This window comes from Mesorhizobium sp. B2-4-1 (assembly GCF_006442185.1).
In the GTDB taxonomy this organism is placed as follows: Bacteria; Pseudomonadota; Alphaproteobacteria; order Rhizobiales; family Rhizobiaceae; genus Mesorhizobium.
This window is the reverse complement of record NZ_VFVN01000005.1, coordinates 431,509-453,466: the sequence shown is the minus strand read 5'-3', so window position 1 is coordinate 453,466 and position 21,958 is coordinate 431,509. Positions and strand designations below refer to the sequence as shown.

Annotated in this window: 20 protein-coding genes; 7 read left to right on the top strand and 13 right to left on the bottom strand. The window is 64.4% G+C overall.

All coding sequences use genetic code 11. The features are described 5' to 3' along the window. The coding region (locus FJ949_RS16440; RefSeq protein WP_140497278.1) for an NAD(P)(+) transhydrogenase (Re/Si-specific) subunit beta at positions 1-282 on the top strand (282 nt) is incomplete at its 5' end. Between the two features lie 70 nt (positions 283-352). On the opposite strand, the gene FJ949_RS16435 is transcribed toward FJ949_RS16440, so the two are convergent. From FJ949_RS16435 to FJ949_RS16425, 3 genes are all read right to left on the bottom strand, one after another. Beyond that, the gene (locus FJ949_RS16435) at positions 353-1,270 is read right to left on the bottom strand and encodes a hypothetical protein (RefSeq protein ID WP_140497276.1); all 918 of its coding nucleotides are present in this window, start codon (positions 1,268-1,270) and stop codon (positions 353-355) included. 227 nt (positions 1,271-1,497) lie between these two features. Then, positions 1,498-3,969, bottom strand: coding sequence for a DNA topoisomerase (ATP-hydrolyzing) subunit B (gyrB, locus tag FJ949_RS16430; protein WP_140497274.1), 2,472 nt, complete (start codon positions 3,967-3,969; stop codon positions 1,498-1,500). Between the two features lie 414 nt (positions 3,970-4,383). Next, a complete protein-coding gene (locus tag FJ949_RS16425) occupies positions 4,384-4,953 on the bottom strand; it encodes an NADPH-dependent FMN reductase (protein ID WP_140497272.1) in 570 nt (189 codons plus the stop codon). Positions 4,954-5,183: 230 nt separating this feature from the next. Between FJ949_RS16425 and FJ949_RS16420 the strand changes: the two genes are divergently transcribed. After that, a complete protein-coding gene (locus tag FJ949_RS16420) occupies positions 5,184-6,554 on the top strand; it encodes a cytochrome P450 (RefSeq protein WP_140497270.1) in 1,371 nt (456 codons plus the stop codon). Positions 6,555-6,575: 21 nt separating this feature from the next. Here FJ949_RS16420 and FJ949_RS16415 read toward each other — a convergent pair whose 3' ends face one another. From FJ949_RS16415 to FJ949_RS16385, 7 genes are all read right to left on the bottom strand, one after another. Further along, positions 6,576-7,550, bottom strand: coding sequence for a complex I NDUFA9 subunit family protein (locus FJ949_RS16415; RefSeq protein ID WP_140497268.1), 975 nt, complete (start codon positions 7,548-7,550; stop codon positions 6,576-6,578). Positions 7,551-7,794: 244 nt separating this feature from the next. After that, on the bottom strand, positions 7,795-8,076 hold the full coding sequence (locus FJ949_RS16410; protein WP_140497266.1) for a hypothetical protein: 282 nt from the start codon (positions 8,074-8,076) through the stop codon (positions 7,795-7,797). 238 nt (positions 8,077-8,314) lie between these two features. Next, positions 8,315-9,316, bottom strand: coding sequence for an Ldh family oxidoreductase (locus tag FJ949_RS16405; protein WP_140497264.1), 1,002 nt, complete (start codon positions 9,314-9,316; stop codon positions 8,315-8,317). 103 nt (positions 9,317-9,419) lie between these two features. After that, positions 9,420-10,229, bottom strand: a complete 810-nt coding sequence (locus FJ949_RS16400; protein ID WP_140497262.1) for an ABC transporter permease — start codon at positions 10,227-10,229, stop codon at positions 9,420-9,422. Beyond that, positions 10,229-10,894 carry an ABC transporter permease gene (locus FJ949_RS16395; RefSeq protein ID WP_140497260.1) on the bottom strand — a complete coding sequence of 222 codons (666 nt, stop codon included), beginning with the start codon at positions 10,892-10,894 and terminating at the stop codon, positions 10,229-10,231. Before FJ949_RS16395 ends, FJ949_RS16400 begins: the two co-directional genes overlap by 1 nt. A gap of 287 nt (positions 10,895-11,181) precedes the next feature. Next, positions 11,182-11,982 (bottom strand): transporter substrate-binding domain-containing protein, encoded by an 801-nt coding sequence (locus tag FJ949_RS16390; RefSeq protein WP_140497258.1) that lies wholly within the window; start codon positions 11,980-11,982, stop codon positions 11,182-11,184. Between the two features lie 53 nt (positions 11,983-12,035). Beyond that, a complete protein-coding gene (locus FJ949_RS16385) occupies positions 12,036-12,851 on the bottom strand; it encodes an ABC transporter ATP-binding protein (protein WP_140497256.1) in 816 nt (271 codons plus the stop codon). A 211-nt stretch (positions 12,852-13,062) separates the two neighbouring features. Between FJ949_RS16385 and FJ949_RS16380 the strand changes: the two genes are divergently transcribed. The 4 genes from FJ949_RS16380 (at position 13,063) to FJ949_RS16365 (ending at position 17,076) form a co-directional block, all read left to right on the top strand. Then, positions 13,063-13,935 carry a dimethylarginine dimethylaminohydrolase family protein gene (locus FJ949_RS16380; protein ID WP_140497254.1) on the top strand — a complete coding sequence of 291 codons (873 nt, stop codon included), beginning with the start codon at positions 13,063-13,065 and terminating at the stop codon, positions 13,933-13,935. Beyond that, positions 13,905-14,576, top strand: coding sequence for a TetR family transcriptional regulator C-terminal domain-containing protein (locus FJ949_RS16375; protein ID WP_140497252.1), 672 nt, complete (start codon positions 13,905-13,907; stop codon positions 14,574-14,576). Before FJ949_RS16380 ends, FJ949_RS16375 begins: the two co-directional genes overlap by 31 nt. Next, the gene (locus FJ949_RS16370; RefSeq protein ID WP_140497250.1) at positions 14,576-16,156 is read left to right on the top strand and encodes a 5-guanidino-2-oxopentanoate decarboxylase; all 1,581 of its coding nucleotides are present in this window, start codon (positions 14,576-14,578) and stop codon (positions 16,154-16,156) included. Before FJ949_RS16375 ends, FJ949_RS16370 begins: the two co-directional genes overlap by 1 nt. Positions 16,157-16,368: 212 nt before the next feature. Further along, complete coding sequence (locus tag FJ949_RS16365) at positions 16,369-17,076, top strand: SDR family NAD(P)-dependent oxidoreductase (protein ID WP_140497248.1); 708 nt, start codon at positions 16,369-16,371, stop codon at positions 17,074-17,076. A 111-nt stretch (positions 17,077-17,187) separates the two neighbouring features. Here the strand turns inward: FJ949_RS16365 and rpsA are convergent, their stop codons facing one another. From rpsA to aroA, 3 genes are all read right to left on the bottom strand, one after another. Next, on the bottom strand, positions 17,188-18,885 hold the full coding sequence (gene rpsA / locus FJ949_RS16360) for a 30S ribosomal protein S1 (protein WP_140497246.1): 1,698 nt from the start codon (positions 18,883-18,885) through the stop codon (positions 17,188-17,190). Positions 18,886-19,088: 203 nt separating this feature from the next. After that, positions 19,089-19,739 carry a (d)CMP kinase gene (gene cmk / locus FJ949_RS16355; protein WP_140497244.1) on the bottom strand — a complete coding sequence of 217 codons (651 nt, stop codon included), beginning with the start codon at positions 19,737-19,739 and terminating at the stop codon, positions 19,089-19,091. 263 nt (positions 19,740-20,002) lie between these two features. After that, on the bottom strand, positions 20,003-21,361 hold the full coding sequence (gene aroA, locus FJ949_RS16350; protein ID WP_140497241.1) for a 3-phosphoshikimate 1-carboxyvinyltransferase: 1,359 nt from the start codon (positions 21,359-21,361) through the stop codon (positions 20,003-20,005). A 207-nt stretch (positions 21,362-21,568) separates the two neighbouring features. Between aroA and FJ949_RS16345 the strand changes: the two genes are divergently transcribed. Further along, positions 21,569-21,958: a TIGR02300 family protein gene (locus tag FJ949_RS16345; protein ID WP_140497238.1), complete on the top strand. Its 390-nt coding sequence runs from the start codon at positions 21,569-21,571 to the stop codon at positions 21,956-21,958.

Sequence of the window (21,958 nt, the reverse complement as noted above, 5' to 3'; positions counted from 1 at the left end):
CTCGAGGACATCAATTCCGAATTCGCGCAGGCCGACGTCGCCTATGTCATCGGCGCCAACGACGTCACCAACCCGTCCGCGCGGGATGACAAGTCCTCACCTATTTACGGTATGCCGATCCTCGACGTCGACAAGGCGCGCACCTGCCTGTTCGTCAAGCGCTCGCTCGGCTCCGGCTATGCCGGCATCGACAACACGCTGTTCTACAAGGACGGCACCATGATGCTGCTCGGCGACGCCAAGAAGATGACCGAGGAAATCGTCAAGGCCATGGATCACTGACCCGGTCACATCGTCCGCATGAAGAAGCCCGGCTCGCCGGGCTTCTTCAGTTTCGGGCTTGAAACGATGTTCAACGGCTGGTCAGGAACACAGCCTCCTCGTCGTCGCGCTGCCTCCCGCCGAGGGCGGCCGCGGCGCTGGCGATGAAGGCGCCGATGACCAGCGACAGGGCGCCGAGAAGCGCAAATGTGGCGCTCGCCTTCCTGGCGGTATCGGCCGCCTGCTGGGCCTTGGCCTTGGCGTCCTGCGCCTTTGCCAGCAGCGTATCGACACGCGTCTTGGCGTCTGCTTCCGACAGGCCGGTGCGTGCCGCGACCAGCTGCGACAGGTATGTCTTGTCCTCGGGCGAAACCTCGCCAGCCGCAGCGCTGGCGACCAGGATGCGCGATGCCTGCGCCGCCGCCGCCGCGTCGTTTTGCGGATTGGCTGCCGCCAGTCTCGCCGCGTCCGCCGGCCTGAACAACGAGTCCACCAGATAGGATGTGGCATTGTCCGTCGATGCCCCGCCTGCATTGGCCGATGCACCGGCCGAAGCGCCCTGGGCGGCGCCGGCGGCCACGCTGGATACAGCCTGGACGCCGGAACCCACAGCCGCCGACAGCGCCGAGCCGAGTACGCCGACGACCAGCAGCGTCGCCAGCGCCCATGCCAGGAAGCCATGAGCCGTATCCCGGAAATAAACCTCGTCGGTATGCACGCCCACCCATTTGGTGCGCAGCCGGCCGGCAAGATAGCCACCGAGGCCGGATGACAGCCATTGCACGACGATCAGCCAGACCGCGGTCGAAACCGCGAAGCTGGTGATAGAGGCGCTTGAGCCCGACCATGGCGAGACCATGCTCAACCCCAGGCCGGAGCCGAGCAGCATCAGGATGAAGGTCAATGTCGAGGCGGCGAAGGCACCGGCGATGATCGGACCCCAGCTGATAGCGGTGGCGGACGATTCCACCGCGCCGGGATCATCCGTGATCGACAGGGTGGACTGCATGACAGCCCCCTATCGCGCGAAAAGCATGATGAGAAGGATGATCGGGATTGGAACCCCGAGTAACCAGAGCAAGATGCCGCGTCCCATGGGAGCCTCCTTCGCCAGGAATTGTGATCGATACTGTCACAATGCTGGAAAGAAGCTTCCGTTCCGGCGGTTCGAATGAATCTCGCAACGGAAACACTGGCGCGACCGACGCGCGCCAATGGTCCCGGGATGACTCCGGATTAAATGTCCAGATTGGCCACCGACAGCGCGTTGTCCTGGATGAACTCGCGCCGCGGCTCGACCTCGTCGCCCATCAGCCGCGAGAACAGGCTGTCGGCGTCGGTGGCGTCGTTTACCTTGACCTGCAGCAGCGAACGCACGTTCGGATCGAGCGTGGTTTCCCAAAGCTGCTCGGCGTTCATCTCGCCCAGGCCCTTGTAGCGCTGCATGGTCAGGCCCTTGCGGCCGGTCGCGAACACCGCGTTGAGCAGTGCCAACGGTCCCGAGATGGGTTCCGAGACATCCTTGCGGCGCAGCACGGGCGGCGCTCCATAGACGTCGCTGAGCCGCTGCGCGTAGCGGTCGAGCTGTCGCGCATCGGCTGAATTGATCAACGCCATATCGAGATGGGCGTATTCCTTGACGCTGCGCACCGTGCGTTCGAACACATAACCGCCGATACCCTCATTCGAAGTCGACATCCGGCCGGTCCAGCCGCGCTCGGTGTCCTCGGCAATGATGTCGAGACGTTGCGCGATCCGCTCCGCCATCGCATTGGCGCGGCCAAGATCGGCGACGACGTCGGCATTGAGCCCGCCGGCGATCGCCGCCTGCTCCACGACGCCTCTGTTGTAGCGCGTGTGCAGGCCGTTGATCAGCTGGCGCACCGCGAGCGCATCGTCGATCGCCGCCCGCAGGTCCTGTCCGGCGCGAACCTCGCCGGAGCCGAGCGTGAGCGAGGCTTCTTCCAGTCCCGAGCCGATCAGGAATTCCTCGAACGCGCTTTCGTTCTTGATGTATTGCGAGCTCTTGCCGCGCGTCACCTTATAAAGCGGCGGCTGGGCGATATAGAGATGGCCGCGTTCGATCAATTCCGGCATTTGCCGGAAGAAGAAGGTGAGCAGCAACGTCCTGATATGCGCGCCGTCGACATCGGCGTCGGTCATCAGGATGATCTTGTGGTAGCGCAGCTTGTCGGCGTTGAATTCGTCCTTGCCGATCGACGTGCCGAGCGCGGTGATCAGCGTGCCGATCATGTCGGAACTGAGCATGCGGTCGAAGCGGGCGCGCTCGACATTGAGGATCTTGCCGCGCAGCGGCAGGATGGCCTGGTTCTGGCGCGAGCGGCCGCCCTTGGCGGAGCCGCCGGCCGAGTCGCCCTCGACGATGAAGATCTCGGACTTCGCCGGATCGCGTTCCTGACAGTCGGCAAGCTTGCCGGGCAGCGAGGTGACGCCCAGCGAGGTCTTGCGGGTGATGTCGCGCGCCTTGCGCGCGGCCTCGCGCGCCGCCGCGGCCTGGATCACCTTCTCGACCACGACCTTGCCTTCGCTCGGATGTTCTTCGAGCCAGGTGCCGAGCGCCTCGTTGACCAGCCCTTCGACCACGGGCCGGACTTCCGAGGAGACCAGCTTGTCCTTGGTCTGCGAGGAGAATTTCGGGTCGGGAACCTTGACCGACAGCACTGCCGTCAGCCCCTCGCGGCAATCGTCGCCGATCAGCGAGACCTTTTCCTTCTTGGTCAGGCCCGAGGAATCGCCATATCCGGTGATCTGACGCGTCAGGGCGCCGCGAAAACCGGCGAGATGGGTGCCGCCGTCGCGCTGCGGGATGTTGTTGGTGAAGGCCAGCACATTCTCGTGGTAGCTGTCGTTCCACCACATGGCCACTTCGACGGTGATGCCGTCGCGCTCGGCCCTGATGGCGATTGGTTTGTCGATCAGCGGTTTCTTGACCCGGTCGAGATATTTGACGAATTCCTCCAGGCCGCCATCATAGTGCAGCTCATGCCGCACGACGTCGGCGTGGCGGGCGTCGGTCAGCACGATGCGCACGCCCGAATTCAGGAACGCAAGCTCGCGCAGCCGATGCTCCAGCGTGCCGAAATCGAATTCGACCATCGTGAAGGTCTCGGACGACGGAAAGAAGGTGATCTCGCTGCCGCTGCGGCCTTCATAGGTGCCGGGCTGCTTGTCCTGTTCGTAGCTGCCGGTGACGCTCAGCGGCGCGTCGGCATTGCCGTGTGTGAAGCTCATCTCGAAGATCTTGCCATTGCGGCGGATCTTGAGCCTCAGCCAGGCCGACAGGGCGTTGACCACAGAGACGCCGACGCCGTGCAGGCCGCCGGACACTTTGTAGGAGTTCTGGTCGAACTTGCCGCCGGCATGCAGCTGCGTCATGATCACTTCGGCTGCCGAAATGCCTTCGCTGGGATGGATATCGGTGGGAATGCCGCGCCCATTGTCGATGACGGTGACCGAACCGTCGGGATTGAGCGTCACCGTGACGAGATCGGCATGACCGGCCAGTGCCTCGTCGATGGCGTTGTCGACGACCTCATAGACCATGTGATGCAGGCCCGAACCGTCATCGGTGTCGCCGATATACATGCCGGGCCGTTTGCGGACGGCATCCAAGCCCTTCAAAACCTTGATGGAATCTGCGCCGTATTCGGCTTCGGCGCCGTTGGCGTTCTCAGTCTGGTCGCTCATGAAAACCTGTTGTCTAGAGGCGGCTGGTGGAGCGCGAAAAATCGCCCCCGAATCGCGCTTTCAATATGGCCTAGATATAGGCGTTAAAGGTGGTTTTTCCAAGGTTTGCAGGCATTTCCGGGCGGAAAAGCGCACCGTTGGCCAGCTATTGGCGAGAGGCTTTGTCCTTAGCCAGCCGGTCGCGCAGGAATTTTGATCGTGAACTTCTATCTTGGCGCCGGCTGCCCCTTCTGCCCGCTCGGCATTGGCAGGGTCGCCAGCCGCCAGAGCTTGCGCAAGTGCCTTCCGCCGCCGCGATGAGCGCGATCAAAAAGCACCGGCAGCAAAGCGCATGGCAAACGCAGGCCGAACCGCCCACGGTTCGGTCGTTTGCCGACATTCCGGCTGTTTACGGCGCGTGCGAGCCGGCTTGCATCAGCCGGCGCGCATCGGCTTCAGCGCCTCGCTCCAGCGCAGCAGTTCCTCCAGCATGGTTCTTGCCCCGCCCTGCACCTGCTCGCTCGCTTCGAAGGAGCCATCGGTTCCCAGCAGCTTCTGATACAGCGGCAGCGCGATGCCTTCCGGAACCGGCATGACGCCGACGGAGGTCAGCAGCGGCTTGAGCGCCTGTGCCGCGCGCAGGCCACCGGAAACGCCGCCATAGCTGAAGATGGCGGCGGGCTTGTATTTCCATTCGCGCGAGAGATAGTCGATCGCGTTCACGATGGCCGGTGCGACGAAGTAATTATATTCCGGTGCCACGAAGACGAAAGCGTCGGCGGCATCGACGGCCTTCGACCAGGCCTTGGTATGATCGTTCAGGTAGTTGCCGAGCCTGGGATGGTGCGGCTCGTCCAGCACCGGCAGATCGAAGGCGGCGATGTCGGTCAGCACCGGTTCGAATTTGCCGTGCTCGCGCGCGAACCGCTCCAGCCAGTGAGCGAAAACCGGCCCGGCCCGGCCCGGGCGGGTGCTGCCGATGATGATGTTCAACTGGTGCTTCAAGGCGGGCTCCTTCGATTGACGGTATCTGTTGGTGACTGTGACCTACGGCAGAGCGCCGTCATGGACAAGACCGCGCCGTTTGGCGAGCGGTCACAATCAGATGATGGGAGCATCGCTCCGTCCCTTCGGGGGCACGGGCTTTTACCGCCCGGCCACATGGACGCGCCGTGCGTCAGTCACTACATTGAACGGAGGCAAGGACTAGCGACGCGCTTGCCAGCGGAGCAGCCATGGACACCCAGCCCGCCCCCTTCGTTCCGCCGGCGCCGAGGCCGCGCACATCGCCGCCCTCGACGCTGGAGATGATGCGCATCGTCTACCGCAACCCGCTCGAGCTGTGGGGCGAGCCGACCTACAACGAGCCCTGGATCTCGGTGAACGGCGTCGGCGGGCCGCTGGTCATCGCCAATGACCCGGGCCTCATTCGCCACGTCCTGGTCGACAATGCCAGGAACTACAAGATGGCGACGGTGCGCCAGCTGATTCTGCGGCCGATCCTGCGCGATGGCTTGCTGACCGCCGAAGGCGAGGTCTGGAAGCGTTCGCGCAAGGCGATGGCGCCGGTGTTCACGCCGCGTCACATCTTTGGTTTCGCGGGACCGATGCTCAAGCGCACGCTTGAATTCGCCTCCCGCTACGAGGATGGCGGCATCTCCGACATTGCCCACGACATGACGCTGCTGACCTACGACATCCTGGCCGAGACGCTGTTCTCCGGGGAAATCGCGGGGGAGCCGGGCAGTTTCGCCAAGGAGATCGACCGGCTGTTCGAGACCATGGGCCGCGTCGATCCGCTAGACCTGCTGCGCGCGCCCGAATGGCTGCCGCGGCTTACCCGCATCCGCGGCCGCAAGACCATGGCCTATTTCCGCAAGATCGTCAGCAATACGGTCAAGATACGCGAACAGAAACTCAGGCGCGATGCCGATGCCGTGCCGCAGGATTTCCTGACCCTCCTGCTCAAGGCCGAGGGGCCGGACGGGCTGACACGCTCGGAAGTCGAGGACAACATCATCACCTTCATCGGTGCCGGCCATGAGACCACGGCGCGAGCCTTGGGCTGGACGCTCTATTGCCTGGCCGAGGCCCCATGGGAGCGGGAAAAGATCGAGCGCGAGATCGATGCCGTGCTGGCGCGCGAGCCCGATCCGACCAGATGGCTGGACGCCATGCCGCTCACCCGCGCCGCCTTCGACGAGGCGCTCAGGCTTTATCCGCCGGCGCCGTCGATCAACCGCGAGCCGATCGAGCCGGAGAACTGGAGGGATCTCCACATCCCGAGGCGCGCGGCCGTGCTGGTCATGCCTTGGGTCGTCCACCGTCACAGGAAGCTGTGGGACAGGCCGGACGCGTTCATGCCGCAGCGGTTCCATCCGGGAAACCGCGAAAAGATCGACCGCTTTCAGTATCTGCCGTTCGGCGCCGGGCCGCGCGTCTGCATCGGCGCCAGCTTCGCCATGCAGGAAGCGATCATCGCGCTCGCCGTCCTGCTGTCGCGTTTCCGCTTCGATTCCATCGCGCAAACCAAGCCGTGGCCGGTCCAGAAGCTGACCACCCAGCCGCAAGGCGGGCTGCCCATGCGGATCACCTCGCGCCTGTAATCGCCCGTCGTCGGCCTATGTTCAGACCGCCGGTTTGCGCTGGAACTGGCCGGCCGCGCGAAAACGCCAGAGATAGCTTGGCAGGATCGTCCCGAGCGCATGCGGCTGGATGCCGAGGCCGGCAAGCGTGCGGTTGGCCCTGGCGGCCTCCTCCGACACGACATTGTGCTCACGCAGTTGCAGCACCTGGTCCTTGGTCAGCAGCGGGTTGGGCAAGAGGCCCAGGATCGACGCTTGCAGGTTCGCCACCCACCACGGCACCGGAACCAGCAGGCGCTTGCGCTCGATCACCGCGAGCATTTCCTGCATGCTTTCCTTGAAAGTAAGCACCTGCGGGCCGCCAAGCTCGTAGATCTGACCGCCCTTGACCTTGCCATCGACCGAGCGCGCCACCGCTTCGGCGACGTCGCCGACATAGACCAGCTGGAACTTGGTGTGGCCGCCGCCGATCAGCGGCAGTGCCGGCGAATAACGCGCCATGTTGGCGAAGCGGTTGAAGAAACTATCTTCCGGTCCGAAATTGATCGACGGCCGCAGGATCACGGCGTCCTTGATCGTCTCCAGAACGGCCTTTTCACCAAGCGCCTTGGTGCGTGCATAGTTGGATGCGGCTTCCAGGTCGGCGCCCAGGGCCGAAATATGGGTCAGGCCGGCGCCCGCTGCGCGTGCCGCTTCGGCCACCGCGCGAGCGCCGAATTCGTGCACGGCCGTGAATTTCTGCCGCCCGCTCTCATGCAGCACGGCAACCAGGTTGACGACATGATCGGCGCCCTGCACGGCGCGGTCGACCGACCAGCGCACGCGCACATTGGCCTGCACGGGCTGGATCTGGCCGACATTGCCGAGCGGCTGCAAATGGCCGGCGAGATCGGGCCGGCGGCAGGCGACCCTGATGCGATAGCCGCGCTTGGCCAAGGCCCGCACCACGTGGCGGCCGACAAAGCCCGACCCGCCGAAAATGACGACGAGCTTGGGGGTCTGCAGGATTTCGGTCATGGCTGGCTCCGGCGCTCGAAAGCTTGGCTGAAGCCGTTTCATAATCCGTTTCGCGTCAAACGCAAAGGGTGACGCGTCGTCGCTGTGAAGCGGCTTTCCCAAGAAAAACAGCTTGGGAATTGCATCAGGACAAATGCGCTTCAGAACGCCTTGCCTGACGCAGAAAACCCCGCCGAGGCGGGGTTTTCCGGATGACATCCATGCGAAGCCAGGGGCCGACGGAGCGGCCTGACCTGAGACGGTATCAGGAGGGCGTGAAGCAAGTACGCCCACCCCAGCCCTGGACATCCGACATGGTGCCACCGACCTTCTTGCAGGCCGCGATGAAATCGGTGCTGCAACTGGCGAATTTCGCGTGACCGTTCTTGCAATAGTGGTCCTCGGTAGCGCCGCCGCCCGGCGCGGCAATGACGCCTGGACTGGACGGCTTGACCGGCGCGGCCTTCAGGTTGGCCGCCTGGGTCGCGTCCATGAACGAGCCGAGGAGAAGGACTGCGGTCAGAATGGTTGTCTTGGTGCTGGTCATGGTGGTATCCTTTCATTGAGGTTGGGCTTTCCGGGACGCGAAGGGCATGCCTTGGCGTGGAGCAGGTTTCGATGTGACTTGCTGTTCCCCCGGTCTGAATCGGGCAAGCTCATCCTGCCCTGGACAGGCATTGGTCGCCCCGACGCTCGAAAAGGTTCAGACCGCGCGCGAAAAAAACACGCATGGCCATGCCGCGGGCAGGCGCCGGCAGCTGATGAGCTGAAAAGAAGAATTTATTTCAGGCCGAATAGCGCTCGGCGAATTCGGAAATGCGCTGCACCACGGCCTTGGAGACCTTGATGCCCCGTGCCGCGGCCTTCTCCGCCGCCTCGGCCCGGGAGCGGCCCGGTATGTGCACGCCGTAGCGCCGGCGCAGCCGGTCGAGCTGATCCTTCATCCGCTGCTCGAAATCCGGATCGAGCAGCTTGGGCTCGACGGCCAGCACGAACAGGCCGGTGCCGGGATTGTCCGGGCCGCCGGTGAACCAGGGCGCATCGAGCGACCAGTTTGCCCCCGACAGACCCGCCGCCAGCACCTCGACCATCAGCGCGATGTTGGCGCCGCGCTGGCCACCGAAGGCGAGCATGGCCCCCTTCATGGCTGCGGCCGGATCTGTAGTGGGATTGCCGCTGGCATCGAGCGCCCAGCCTTCGGGGATCTTCTTGCCGTCCTCGGCCGCCTTGCGGATATTGACGAAGGCGGTGGCGCTCGACGACTGGTCGATGACCAGCGGCGGGCCGTCGGCGGCGGGTGCGGCGAAGGACATCGGGTTGGTGCAATAGACCGGCTTGACCGAGCCCGAACCGGCAAGCACGGCGGGACCGTTGGTGGCGGCGAAGGAGACCAGCCCCTGCGCTGCCAGCCTTCCGGTAAAGTAGCCGAGGGCGCCGCATGTATAGGCATTCTTCTGCGAAAAGATGGCGACGCCGAACAGTCTTGCCGCCTTGGCGAGCTCGTCGAGCGTGCGGTCGAAGCCGGTATGCGCCAGCCCGCCTTGCGCATCGGAAAGATAGACTGCGAGCGCCGGCCGGGTGATCACCGGCTCGGCATTGCCGTCGATGCGGCCGGCCTCCAGCGCTTCGAGATAGTCGATGAAATGCGACAATCCGACGGTCGAGAGTCCTTCTGCCTCGGCCGATATGATCGAGGCGGTGAGCGATTGCGCCGCTTCCTCGTTGGCGCCCGCACCCAGCGCCGCCATGCGGCACAGCCCGGTTGCCTGTTCGAGACTGAGTTGCATGGCGACTGCCTTTAGTGAGTGGTGAGTGGTGAGTAGTGAGTAGTCAGCAATGGGTGGTGGCGGCTAGCCACTTCCTACTCACCAATCCCTACTCACTAGGTCCCTAGCCGATCTTGTTCGGAATCCGCGCCTCGATCCTGCCGAAGGCGAAGACCAGAATGCCGGTGATCGCCATATAGATCAAGGCAAGCAGCAGCAAGGGCTCATAGGTGAGGTAAGTGTCCTGTCTGACCTTCGACGAAACGGCGAAGATGTCGATGACGCTGATGGTCGCCACCAGCGGCGTCGATTTCAGCTGCAGCACGGTTTCCCCCGTCAGCGTCGGCAGCGCCCGGTAGAAGGCCTGCGGCAGCCAGATACGCCGGAAGATCTTCCAGCGGCTCATGCCGAACGCACGTGCGGCTTCGAGCTGCCCCTTCGGCACGCCGGCAAAGGCGCCGCGCATCACTTCGCCCTCGTAGCCCGCGAATGAGAGCGTCAGCGCCAGGACGGCATAAGGCCATGCCTGCCTGAGATAGGGCCACATCCAGGATTCGCGGATCCACGGATATTGCGGAAACAACGAACCCAGCCCGTAGTAGAGCAGCCACAGCTGTAACAGCAGCGGCGTTCCCCTGATGACGGTGCAGAAGACCTTCGCCGGCGCCGCGAACCAGATCGGGCCGCCAGCCTGTGCCAATCCGACCGGCACCGCGATCAGGAAGCCCAACAGGCAGGTAACGGCCAGGATCCACAGCGCGCGCCAGATGCCGAGCAGGGCCAGGCCGTAATATTGCGGCAGCCAGTCCCAGCGCATGAAGAAGGCCGCGGACAGCACCAGCCCGAGCGCAATCAGGATCAGCACGATACGATGCGGCTGCAGCCAGAGCGAGGCGCGAGCCGCGCTGTTGATGATGGCCGCTTCGCTCGCCATCAGCGCGCCTCCTTGATCGACGGCATGCCGCGCCGCGCCCATTTCTCGACGCGACCAAGGACGAGGTTCGAAAACAGCGTCACGGCCAGATAGAGCATGCCGGCCGCGAGATAGAATATCAGGTAGGCCTTGGTGACGCCCGCCGCCTGCCGCGTCGCCAACGTCAGTTCGAAGAAACCGACCACGGCCAGCAGCGCCGTATCCTTGGTGGCGATCAGCCAGAGATTGGCGAGACCCGGAATGGCGAAGGGCAGCATTGCCGGCAACGTGATGCGCCGCAAGAGAAGGCCGGGAGACATGCCGTAAGCGCGGGCGGCTTCGATCTGGCCTTGCGGGACGGCAAGGATGGCGCCGCGTATGACCTCGGTCGAGTAGGCGCCCTGGACGAAACCGAGCACCGCGATGCCGGCCACCAGCCCGCTGATGTCGACCCGCTGATAGCCCATGGCGGTCAGCATCTGGTTTATCAGGTCGGTACCGGCGTAGTAGAGGAGCAGGATCAGCACCAGTTCCGGTACCGCGCGCACGATGGTCGTGTAGACCGCCAGCAGGTCGCGCACCACGGGGCCGCCATAAAGCTTGCCATAGGCACCGCCGGTTCCGATCAACAGTCCGACGATCGTGGCGCCGACGGCGATCTCAAGCGAATGCAGCAGCCCAAGCATGAGCGTCCCGCCCCAGCCGACGGGCGCGGGCGACAGGAGTTCGATGATGCCGGCCGCAGAGGCCGGAAGAAATGAATCGATCAGCTTCGCCCCCGGATTGCTGGCTCAATCCGCCGGCGCAAGCCGCCGGCGGCAAGGGTGCGTGGGAAAGGTCGGGTTGGAGGACTTGGCGTCAGTGCCTTGTCTTCCAGCCCATGCGATGGTCGTCAGTCCGACTGCGTGGCACCGCCGCGTCAGTCCGGCTGCATGGCATCGCCACGTCAGTTCGACTGCGTGGCATCGCCACGTCAGTTCGACTGCGCGCCGCTGCCACCATATATGTCGAAATCGAAGTATTTCTTCGAGATCTCGTCATACTTGCCATTGGCGCGGATCGCCTTGATGCCGGCGTTGATCTTTTCCTTCAGCTCGGTGTCTTCCTTGCGCACGCCGGCGCCAACGCCCGGTCCGAGCACTTCGTCGTCCGGAGCCACCATGCCCTTCAGGTCGCAGCAGGCTTTGCCCTGGTCGGTCTTGAGGAACTCGCCAAGCGCGATGGAATCGGCCTGGACCGCATCGAGGCGCCCGGCGGCAAGGTCGTTGTTGGCCTCGTCCTGCGTCTGGTACTCCTTGATCTCGGATGCCGTGGCGCCGAAATGCTTCTTGGCGTAGACGGCATGCACGGTCGATACCTGGACGCCCAGGATCTTGCCCTTGAGATCGTCCGGCGCGGAGCCGAATTTCTGGTCCTTCGGTCCGATGATCGCCGTCGGCGTGTTGTAGTACTTATCCGAGAAGTCGATCGTCTTCTTGCGTTCGTCGGTGATCGACATCGAAGAGACGATAAGGTCGATCTTCTTGCTGGTCAGCGCCGGGATGATGCCGTCCCAGGCGACGGGCGTGATGACGCAGTCGAGCTTCTCCTCGGCGCAGACGGCGTCGATGAACTCGATCTCCCAGCCGACCCATTTGCCCGAAGCATCCGGCGAGGTGAACGGCGGATACGGCTCGGCGGCGATGCCGATCTTGACCGGATCGGCCTTGGCTACGCCCATGGCGGCGACGCCGAGCAGCAGCGCTGCGGCGAACGTCTTCAGAACAGTCTTCATTTCACGACTCCCAGTTTGTTGTTGGTTCCCGGTTTTCTTCCGCCCTCGGTTTGCTAGCCGATGTTGCGAATGAATTGCTTGAGCCTTTCGGATCTGGGCGCGCCGAAGATCTGCTCCGGCGGGCCTTCCTCCTCGACCAGTCCATTGTAGAGATAGACGACATGCGTCGCGACCTCGCGCGCGAACTTCATCTCGTGGGTGACCAGCACCATGGTCCGGCCTTCGCGCGCCAGATCGCCGATCACTCTAAGCACCTCGCCGACCAGTTCGGGGTCGAGCGCCGAGGTCGGTTCGTCGAACAGCATGACGCGCGGATTGATCGCCAATGCGCGAGCGATCGCGGCGCGCTGCTGCTGGCCGCCCGACAGGTAGGCCGGATAGACATCCCGCTTTTCGGCGAGGCCGACGCGGACGAGCAGTTTTTCGGCCTGGGCGATCGCCGCGTCGCGCTTGACGCCCAGCACATGCACGGGAACCTCGATGACGTTCTCGATCAGCGTCATGTGGCTCCACAGATTGAAATTCTGGAACACCATGCCGAGCTTGGAGCGGATGCGTTCGATCTGCCTGCGGTCGGCCGGCACGGTATGGCCGTGGCTGTCCGCCTTCAGCTTGATCTCCTCGCCATTGACGCGAATGATGCCGCTGGTCGGATTCTCCAGGCAGTTGATGCAGCGCAACAGCGTCGATTTGCCTGAGCCCGAACCGCCGATGATGGCGATGACCTCGCCGTCGCGCGCCGACAGCGAGACGCCCTTCAGCACGTGCAGCTCACCGAATTTCTTGTGCAGGTTCTCGACGTGGATGGCTTCGGCGGCGCCATTTTGCGCCTCACCGGATGGGGCTGCGGCAACTCCCGCCGTGCTCAACAGGTGACCTCCGTGTAGTCATTGGCAGCTCGTCGAACGTCTACCCGGCTAATCAACATACGCTGTACTGCCCCGCTCCAGACTTCAGCATGGACCCAACTGCGCGAGCCCGTCAATCCCGCTCATTACGGCACTTGCGGCCTTGTTGTGCAAGTGTATAAATAGCCTTTCATGAAATTTTCTCGATTTTTTTCAGCTAAAAAGGGCACCGATGAGCGCTTTCGGATCACAGTCCATGGCGGCGACGCTGCGGCGCGTGCTGATGCGGTCGGCGGCCAACGCCATGCGCGACGCCGACAGATCTGCCTGGCACTATGGCCCGGGGTTCAATCCGGCGAAAGCTGCCTCGCAGCACGCGGCCCTTGCTGAGTTGGTAGCGGCTTCCGGCGCTGAAATCGAATGGGTCGAAGACAAGGCCGACGGACTTTCGGATTCGGTGTTCACGCACGACCCATCGCTGATGACCGGTCGCGGCGCGCTGATCCTGTCCATGGGTAAGCCACTACGCGCCAGGGAGCCCTCGCTGCATGAGGAAACCTACACAAGGCTGGGCATTCCGATCCTCGGCCGCGTCGAGGCTCCTGGTCAGGTCGAAGGCGGTGATTGTGTCTGGGTGGACGCCCGCACGCTGGCGATCGGGCGCGGTGTCCGCTCCAACCAGGAAGGCATCCAGCAGGTTTCCAACCTGCTGACGCCGCTGGGCGTTTCCGTCTACGGCTTTGATCTGCCGCTGTGGCAGGGCGAAGAGGCGTGCCTGCACCTGATGTCGGTGATCAGCCCGTTGGCCGACGACCTCGCGCTGGTTTATTCGCCGCTTTTGCCGGCCCCGTTCTATCAAATGCTGAAGGCACGCGGCATCCGGCTGGTCGAAGGCGATGCCGAGGAGTTCGCTGCTTCCAACGGCCTCAGCCTTAACGTACTGCCGACTAGCCCGCTCAAGGTCATTGCCGTTGCAGGCTTTCCCAAGACCAAGGCCGCGATGGAGGCCGCGGGCTGCATGGTTGAAGTCTTCGAGGCGGATGCGCTCTGCATCGCCTGCGAAGGTGGGCCGACATGCCTGACGCGGCCGATCCTGCGCCAATGAATGCGCCATCCCGCCGCAAGTTCCGTCGCGAGGGCGAGGAGCGGCGGCGGCAGGATCTGATCGAGGCGACTCTGGACAGCGTGGCCGAACATGGGCTGCAGGGCGCCACCTTGCGCACCATCGCATTGCGGGCCGGCGTTACCGCCGGGCTGATCCGGCACTATTTCCCCGGCAAGGAAGAATTGCTGCAGGAGGCCTATACGGCACTGGTCGGCCGCATGACCGAGCAGGCGAAAGCAGCATTGGTCATGGAAGATGCCTCGCCGCGGCAACGCCTTGCGGCTTTCGTCACCGCCAACCTCAACGCGCCGATCATCGACGCGCGGGTTTTTTCGCTCTGGGCAACCTTCATCGGCCGCGCCGGTGCGGATCCGACCCTGGCCCGTGCCCACCGCGAAGGCTATCTCGGCTTTCGCAACGAGGTGGAGGCGGTTGTGGCCGAAGTGCTCGCCGCCGAACAGTGCAAGCCGGACGCAAGCCAGTTGCGCCACCATGCCATCGCGATCAACGCGATCATCGACGGACTCTGGATCGAAGGCTGCCTGGCCGGCGAGATGTTCTCGCCCGGCGAATTGGCGGCGATTGGGATCAAGGCTGTCGAAGCCGAGCTCGGCCTCGAGCCGGAAAGGGGAGAACACTAATGACCACCATTGGCGAAGCGTTGATTTCACTGCTCGAGGCGCATGGCGTCGACACCGTGTTCGGTATTCCCGGCGTCCACACGGTCGAGCTTTATCGCGGGTTGGCGCGTTCGAGGATCCGCCATGTCACGCCGCGCCACGAGCAGGGCGCGGGCTTCATGGCCGACGGCTATGCGCGCGCCGGCGGCCGGCCGGGCGTCGCCTTCGTCATCACCGGCCCGGGTCTGACCAACACCATCACCGCCATGGCACAGGCGCGCGCCGATTCGGTGCCGATGCTGGTAATCTCGGGCGTCAACGCCACGCCGACGCTTGGCAAGGGCCTGGGCTTCCTGCACGAGCTGCCGGACCAGCGCGGCATGATGGAAAAGGTGGCGCTGTTTTCGCAACGCATCACCGAGGCCGGCGAACTGCCCGGCGCGCTCGCCCGTGCCTTCGCGCTGTTTTCCTCGTCGCGGCCGGGCCCGGTGCATATCGAGATTCCGACCGACGTCATGGTCAAGCCTGCCGATGGGATCGCGGCGGTGCTGAGCAACGCCGCGCCACCGGCTGCCGGGGCGACGGCCATCGCCGCAGCGGCCAGCCTTTGTGCGGCGGCTCGGCACCCGCTCATCCTGGCCGGCGGCGGCGCCAAGCGCGCCGAGGATGCGCTGCGGCGCCTGGCCGAAAGGCTGGGCGCGCCGGTCGTCGAGACGACCAATGCGCGCGGCCTGCTCCACCGCCATCCGCTCTGCGTACCGGCCAGTCCCAGCCTGAAAGCCGTCCGCGCGCTGATGGGCGAGGCCGATCTGGTCATTGCCGCCGGCACCGAGTTCGGCCCAACCGATTATGACGGCTATGGCGATGGCGGATTTGTCCTGCCGGCCAATCTGATCCGCATCGACATCGGCGCCGATCAGCTGGCGCGCCGTCCGGCGACGGTGGCCATCCAGGCCGACTGCGCCGAGGCGATCGAAGCCTTGCTTGCCGCGCTCGGCTCGGTCGACGCGGGCAGGCAGGACGGGAAGAACCGCGCCGCGGCGGCGCGAAAGGCGGCTCGCGCCGAACTGACCCCCGTCCATGCGGCGCAGGTCCATGCGGTGGAAGCCATCCGCGACGCCCTGCCGGGCGCGATCATCGTCGGCGACTCCACCCAGCCCGTCTACGCGGCCAACCTCTATTACGATCACGACCGGCCGGGCGGCTGGTTCAACGCCGCCACCGGCTTCGGCGCGCTGGGCTACGGCCCGCCGGCGGCGGTGGGCGCGGCGCTCGCCATGCCCGACGCGCCGATCGTCTGCCTCACCGGCGACGGTGGCTTCCAGTTCACCTTACCCGAGCTCGGCGCGGCGCTCGATGCCGCGGCACCCGTTATCTTCGTCGTCTGGAATAACAGGGGCTATCGCGAGATCGAGACTTCGATGCTCGACGTCGGCGTGGAACCCGTCGGCGTGTCCCCGGCACCGCCGGATTTCTGCAAACTGGCCGAGGCCTATGGCATCGGCGCCGAACGGATCGCCGATACCGGCGCCTTACCACTCGCGCTGAAGCGCGCCCGGGCAACGGGGTTGCCGCGCGTCATCGAAATCACGGTCGAGTGAAGCTTCACGCCGGCGTCGATTTTCCTACCTGCATCGTGGTCATTCGCCGGCTTGGCTTTTGCGCGGCAACAATCGCCGCTGCCCGACACATGCAAAGACGCGACGGCTGCCATGTCGAGATATCAATTGAGTGATCGCACGAAAGGCGCGACGCTTCGCGTCGGCGCGGCGAAACAAGCGACATAATCAAAAAAAGACAGGAGCGGTCCAGGATGACGGAAACACTTCAGGGCAGGCACATCGTTGTGACCGGTGGGACCGGTGCGCTCGGCGGCGCGGTCGTCGGCAAGCTGCTGGGCGAGGGCGCGGTCTGCCATGTGCCGAACGCCCATGCCGCGGCACCTTCGCATTTCCCTTTCACCACCCACGAGAACGTCAGGCTGGCACACAATGTCGACCTGTCGGACTCCGCCAAGGTCGAAGCCTTCTATGCCCAGGTTCCCGCCCTGTGGGGATCGATCCATCTGGCCGGCGGCTTTGCCAAGGCGCCTGTGGAGAAGATCGAATCCGCCTCCTTTGCCGAGATGATGGATACCAATGCCCGCACCGCGTTCCTGTGCAGCCGTGCGGCGGTGCGCTCGATGCTGGCGGCGGGCACCGCCGGCCGCGTCGTCAATGTCACGGCACGCGCCGGGCTCGATCCGCGCCGCGGCTCGGGCATGGTCGCCTATGCCGCCTCCAAAGCAGCGGTCGCGGCGATGACGGTGGCGATGGCGGAAGAGCTGAAGCACCAGGGCATCCTGGTCAATGCGGTGGCCCCCTCGACGCTCGACACGCCGGCCAACCGTGCCGACATGCCGGATGCCGATTTCAGCAAATGGGTCAGCCTTGAAGCGGCGGCCGAGGCCATCGCCTACCTTGCCTCGCCCGCCAACCAGGCGATGAGCGGCACGCTGGTGCCGCTCTACGGTCGCGCATAACGCGCATAGTTGACTTCGACGATCCTCGGGCTGCGTCCGAGTTTCCGACAAAGAAAAACCCCGCCGGATCGCTCCGGCGGGGTTTTGTTTCGGGCCTGTGCGAAAGGGCGATTAGCTGCCCTGCTTCTTCAGCGCGGCGCCCAGGATGTCGCCCAGCGAGGCGCCGGAGTCGGTCGAGCCGTACTGGGCGACCGCTTCCTTCTCCTCGGCGATTTCCAGCGCCTTGATCGAGACCTGCAGCTTGCGGGTCTTCTTGTCGAAGGCGATGACGCGGGCGTCGACCTTCTGGCCGACGGTGAAGCGCTCGGGGCGCTGCTCGTCGCGGTCACGGGAAAGGTCGGAGCGCTTGATGAAGGTCTCGATGCCGCTTTCCACCAGCCGCACTTCCAGACCGCCATCCTTGACGCCGATGACCTCACAGGTGACGACGGCGTTCTTGCGCAGCTCGCCTGAAGTCGCCGCTTCGCCAACCGTGTCGCGGGCCAGCTGCTTGATGCCGAGCGAGATGCGCTCCTTCTCGATGTCGACGTCGAGCACCTGCGCCTTGACCATGTCGCCGCGATTGTACTCCTCGATCACCTGCTCGCCCGGACGGGTCCAGTCGAGGTCGGAAAGGTGCACCATGCCGTCCACGTCGCCTTCCAGGCCGATGAACAGGCCGAACTCGGTCTTGTTCTTGACCTCGCCCTCGACCTGGCTGCCGACCGGATGGCTGCGAGCGAAAGCCTCCCACGGGTTCTCCAGCGTCTGCTTGAGACCGAGCGAGATGCGGCGCTTGGCCGGATCGACTTCGAGCACCACGACATCGACTTCCTGCGTCGTCGACAGGATCTTGCCGGGATGCACGTTCTTCTTGGTCCACGACATTTCCGAAACGTGGATGAGGCCTTCGATGCCCGGCTCCAGCTCGACGAACGCGCCGTAGTCGGTGATGTTGGTGACGGTGCCCTTGATCTTCTTGCCGATCGGGAACTTGGTGCCGATCTCCGACCAAGGATCGCTCTCGAGCTGCTTCATGCCGAGCGAGATACGGTGCGTTTCCTGGTTGATGCGGATGATCTGCACCTTGACCGTCTGGCCGATGTTGAGGATCTCGGTCGGATGGTTGACGCGGCGCCATGCCATGTCGGTGACATGCAGCAGGCCGTCGATGCCGCCGAGGTCGACGAACGCACCGTAGTCGGTGATGTTCTTGACCACGCCTTCGACAACCTGTCCCTCTTCGAGGTTCTGCACGATTTCCGAACGCTGTTCGGCGCGGCTCTCCTCGAGCACGGTGCGGCGCGACACCACGATGTTGCCGCGGCGGCGATCCATCTTGAGGATCTCGAAAGGCTGCGGGTTGTGCATCAGCGGCGAGACGTCGCGGATCGGGCGGATGTCGACCTGGCTGCGCGGCAGGAACGCCACGGCGCCGTCGAGGTCGACGGTAAAGCCACCCTTGACCTGGTTGAAGATGACGCCTTCGACGCGCTCACCCTTGGTGAACTTCTCTTCGAGACGCACCCAGCTCTCTTCGCGGCGAGCCTTCTCGCGCGACAGCATGGCTTCGCCAAGCGCGTTCTCGATGCGCTCGACATAGACTTCGACCGTGTCGCCGACCTTGAGGGTGGATTCCTTGCCCTTGGCGCCGAATTCCTTCAGCGGCACGCGGCCTTCGACCTTGAGGCCGACGTCGATGATGGCCATGTCCTTTTCGATCGCGGTGATCGTGCCCCGGACAACCTGGCCCTCGCCGGAATGGCCGGCGGTGAATGATTCTTCGAGCATGCTCGCGAAATCGTCGCGAGAGGGATTTGCTACAGACATTGTTTCTCCTGGAATACCCCGCATCTTTAGCGGGGCGTGCGCCGTGGGTTAGCGTTGCGTTGGCCTGCCGGCGTTCCGGGCAAAGAGCCCTTGGCCGCTTGAGGCGGCAAGTCCGGCGCATGAAGAATGCTGGCAGGCTGGTTCGTGCCCGATATGGGTATTTCCTTTGCCTCCAGCAACGGAAACTCGAGGGAAAACCCGGATCAGGCCTTGTTTCCCTTGGACAGCACGTCGTCGATGACAGCTCTGGCCGCGAGAAACGCGGCTTCTATAGCCATTTCGCTGGTATCAAGCAAGTGCGCGTCGGGGGCAGGCTTCAAGGGCGAGTCGGCGCGGCCCATGTCGCGCTCGTCGCGGCGCCGGATATCGGCGAGGATTTCGGTGAAATCAGCCGTGCCGCCGATGCTCTCGATCTCCGCCAGCCGGCGCCTTGCCCGCACCTCGGCGCTCGCGGTCACATAGAGTTTGATGTCGGCATCGGGGCACACCACGGTGCCGATGTCGCGACCGTCGAGCACGGCGCCCGGGGGGGATTTGGCAAACTCGCGCTGTTTCTCCACCAGGATGCGCCGCACGGTCGGAAACACCGCGACCTTCGAGGCCGCTTCGCCAACCGCATGCGCCGACAGCACGGCCCGGTCGAGCTTCGCCAGGTCGACCTGACGTGCTGCCGTTTCGGCCGCCGAGACGTTGTCGAGCGGCAGACCGAGCCGCAGCAGCGCATGGGCCACCGCACGGTAGGTGAGGCCGGTGTCGAGCAGGTTCAGCCTGTAGTGGTCGGCGAGACGCCGGGCAAGCGTGCCCTTGCCGGCTCCGGCCGGACCGTCGATGGCGATGGTGAAGACGTGTGTCATTGGCAGGCCAGCATACCTGAAACCGAACAGCGTAGCGGTCCGGAGAGAGCTTGCGATCCGTCGCGCCCCCCTCTGTCCTGCCGGACATCTCCCCCACAAGGGGGGAGATTGGCAGTTCCGACGCCTCGCTCACTTCTGCAACGCGGGCGATTTGCGAAGGCCGCTATGACGGCTGATCTCCCCCCTCGTGGGGGAGATGTCCGGCAGGACAGAGGGGGGCGCTGTCCTGCCGGCATTTCAGTTTGGCCCCAACCCATCAACTCTCACCCAATCTCCGCGCCCAGCCCTGTCATCAGGCTCATGAACTCCGGGAAACTTGTCGCGATCATGTTGGCGTCGTCGATGGTCACCGGCTTCTCAGTCGCCAGCCCCATCACCAGGAAGCTCATGGCGATACGGTGGTCGAGATGGGTCTGCACGGTCGTGTCCGGGCCATTGGGATGGCCGCCGAGCCCCTTGCCGCCGGGCTTTCCGCGCACCGCGAGCGATGTCTCACCCTCTGTGCAGTCGACGCCATTAAGCTTCAGTCCATTGGCGACCGCCGACAGCCGGTCGGATTCCTTTACCCTGAGTTCCTCCAGCCCCTGCATCAGCGTCTCGCCCTCGGCGAAGCTGGCGGCAACGGCCAGCACCGGATATTCGTCGATCATCGACGGCGCCCGCTCGGCCGGCACGGTGACCCCCTTCAGCTCGGAATAACGCACGCGCAGGTCCGCGACATCCTCACCGCCGGCATTGCGCGGGTTCAAGATCTCGATCTGGCCGCCCATCTCCTGCAAAGTCAAAAGCAGCCCGGTGCGGGTCGGGTTCATCAGCACGTTTTCGATCACGATGTCGGAACCCGGCACGATCAGCGCGGCCACCAGCGGGAAGCCGGCCGAGGATGGGTCGCCCGGCACGGCGATCGTCTGGCCGGTGAGCTTGCCCTGGCCCTCGATGAAGATATGGCGCACGCCGCGCTCGTCGGTCTCGACCGACAAATTGGCGCCAAAGCCTTTCAGCATCTTTTCGGTGTGGTCGCGCGTCATGACAGGCTCGATGACGGTGGTGATGCCGGGCGTGTTGAGGCCGGCGAGAAGCACCGCCGATTTCACCTGCGCGGAGGCCATCGGCACGCGATAGGTGATCGGGGCGGCATGCTTTGGCCCATGCAGCGTGATCGGCATGCGGTCGCCGGGCGTTGCCTTCAGCACCTGCACGCCCATCTGGCGCAGCGGCTCCAGCACGCGGCCCATCGGCCGGCCTGACAAGGAAGCATCGCCGATGAAGGTCGTTTCCATGTCATATGTGCCGACCAGCCCCATGGTCAGCCGCGAGCCGGTACCGGCGTTGCCGAAGTCGAGCGGCCCTTCCGGCTGCAGCAGCGCGCCGTTGCCGGTGCCGCGGATCACCCATTCGTCGCCGCGCTTCTCGATATGCGCGCCCATCGCCTTCATGGCGGCACCGGTGCGCATGACGTCCTCGCCTTCGAGCAGGCCGGTGATGCGGGTCTCGCCGGAGGCGAGCCCGCCGAACATGAAGGAGCGGTGCGAGATCGACTTGTCGCCCGGCACGCGCGCCGTACCGGAAAGCGCTTGACATTTACGGGCGGTGGCCGGCTTGGAAGCGGCGGCGTGAGACATGGAATTTCCCTGGACGGAATGCCGGCGGGCCGGCGCTTTTCATTTGTTGCGGCGGTCTCGTATCACGGTGGGCCGAAATGGTCATCCCCCATGGTCGACGCTTGACGCTAGGCCTTTCAACGCATGGTTTTGTGACGCCGGCTTTTGGCTTTGACAGCGCTGCAAACAGTGGTTAAGGGGACCACTCTTTTATCGACGAGGCTTGCCGTGGCAAAAACCGAACTTGGCACAAAGCGTATCGACCCTGAAACGGGTCGAAAATTCTACGACCTGAACAAGGACCCGATCGTCTCGCCCTACACCGGCAAGACCTATCCGCGTTCCTATTTCGAGGAAGGCAAGATCGCCGCCCTCGAGGAGGAAGAGGAAGTGGCCGAGAAGGAAGTGGACGCCGAGGACGAGGAGGGCGTAGAAGTCGTCTCGCTCGAAGAGGCTGACGAAGACGTCAAGGGCGACGATCTGCCCGATCTCGGCGACGACGAGGATGATGTCGACCTGGGCGACGACGAGGACGATACGTTCCTCGCCGACGAAGAGGAAGAGGACGACGATGTCGCCGACATGATCGGCGTCGGCGACGACGACGACGAGGTCTGA

Excerpts from the sequence above, each read along its gene's own strand:
- FJ949_RS16435 (WP_140497276.1), bottom strand. The coding sequence starts at position 1,270 with ATGCAGTCCACCCTGTCGATCACGGATGATCCCGGCGCGGTGGAATCG.
- gyrB (WP_140497274.1), bottom strand. The coding sequence starts at position 3,969 with ATGAGCGACCAGACTGAGAACGCCAACGGCGCCGAAGCCGAATACGGC.
- FJ949_RS16420 (WP_140497270.1), top strand. The coding sequence starts at position 5,184 with ATGGACACCCAGCCCGCCCCCTTCGTTCCGCCGGCGCCGAGGCCGCGC.
- FJ949_RS16415 (WP_140497268.1), bottom strand. The coding sequence starts at position 7,550 with ATGACCGAAATCCTGCAGACCCCCAAGCTCGTCGTCATTTTCGGCGGG.
- FJ949_RS16410 (WP_140497266.1), bottom strand. The coding sequence starts at position 8,076 with ATGACCAGCACCAAGACAACCATTCTGACCGCAGTCCTTCTCCTCGGC.
- FJ949_RS16405 (WP_140497264.1), bottom strand. The coding sequence starts at position 9,316 with ATGCAACTCAGTCTCGAACAGGCAACCGGGCTGTGCCGCATGGCGGCG.
- FJ949_RS16400 (WP_140497262.1), bottom strand. The coding sequence starts at position 10,229 with ATGGCGAGCGAAGCGGCCATCATCAACAGCGCGGCTCGCGCCTCGCTC.
- FJ949_RS16395 (WP_140497260.1), bottom strand. The coding sequence starts at position 10,894 with ATGCTTGGGCTGCTGCATTCGCTTGAGATCGCCGTCGGCGCCACGATC.
- FJ949_RS16390 (WP_140497258.1), bottom strand. The coding sequence starts at position 11,982 with ATGAAGACTGTTCTGAAGACGTTCGCCGCAGCGCTGCTGCTCGGCGTC.
- FJ949_RS16380 (WP_140497254.1), top strand. The coding sequence starts at position 13,063 with ATGAGCGCTTTCGGATCACAGTCCATGGCGGCGACGCTGCGGCGCGTG.
- FJ949_RS16375 (WP_140497252.1), top strand. The coding sequence starts at position 13,905 with ATGCCTGACGCGGCCGATCCTGCGCCAATGAATGCGCCATCCCGCCGC.
- FJ949_RS16370 (WP_140497250.1), top strand. The coding sequence starts at position 14,576 with ATGACCACCATTGGCGAAGCGTTGATTTCACTGCTCGAGGCGCATGGC.
- FJ949_RS16365 (WP_140497248.1), top strand. The coding sequence starts at position 16,369 with ATGACGGAAACACTTCAGGGCAGGCACATCGTTGTGACCGGTGGGACC.
- rpsA (WP_140497246.1), bottom strand. The coding sequence starts at position 18,885 with ATGTCTGTAGCAAATCCCTCTCGCGACGATTTCGCGAGCATGCTCGAA.
- cmk (WP_140497244.1), bottom strand. The coding sequence starts at position 19,739 with ATGACACACGTCTTCACCATCGCCATCGACGGTCCGGCCGGAGCCGGC.
- aroA (WP_140497241.1), bottom strand. The coding sequence starts at position 21,361 with ATGTCTCACGCCGCCGCTTCCAAGCCGGCCACCGCCCGTAAATGTCAA.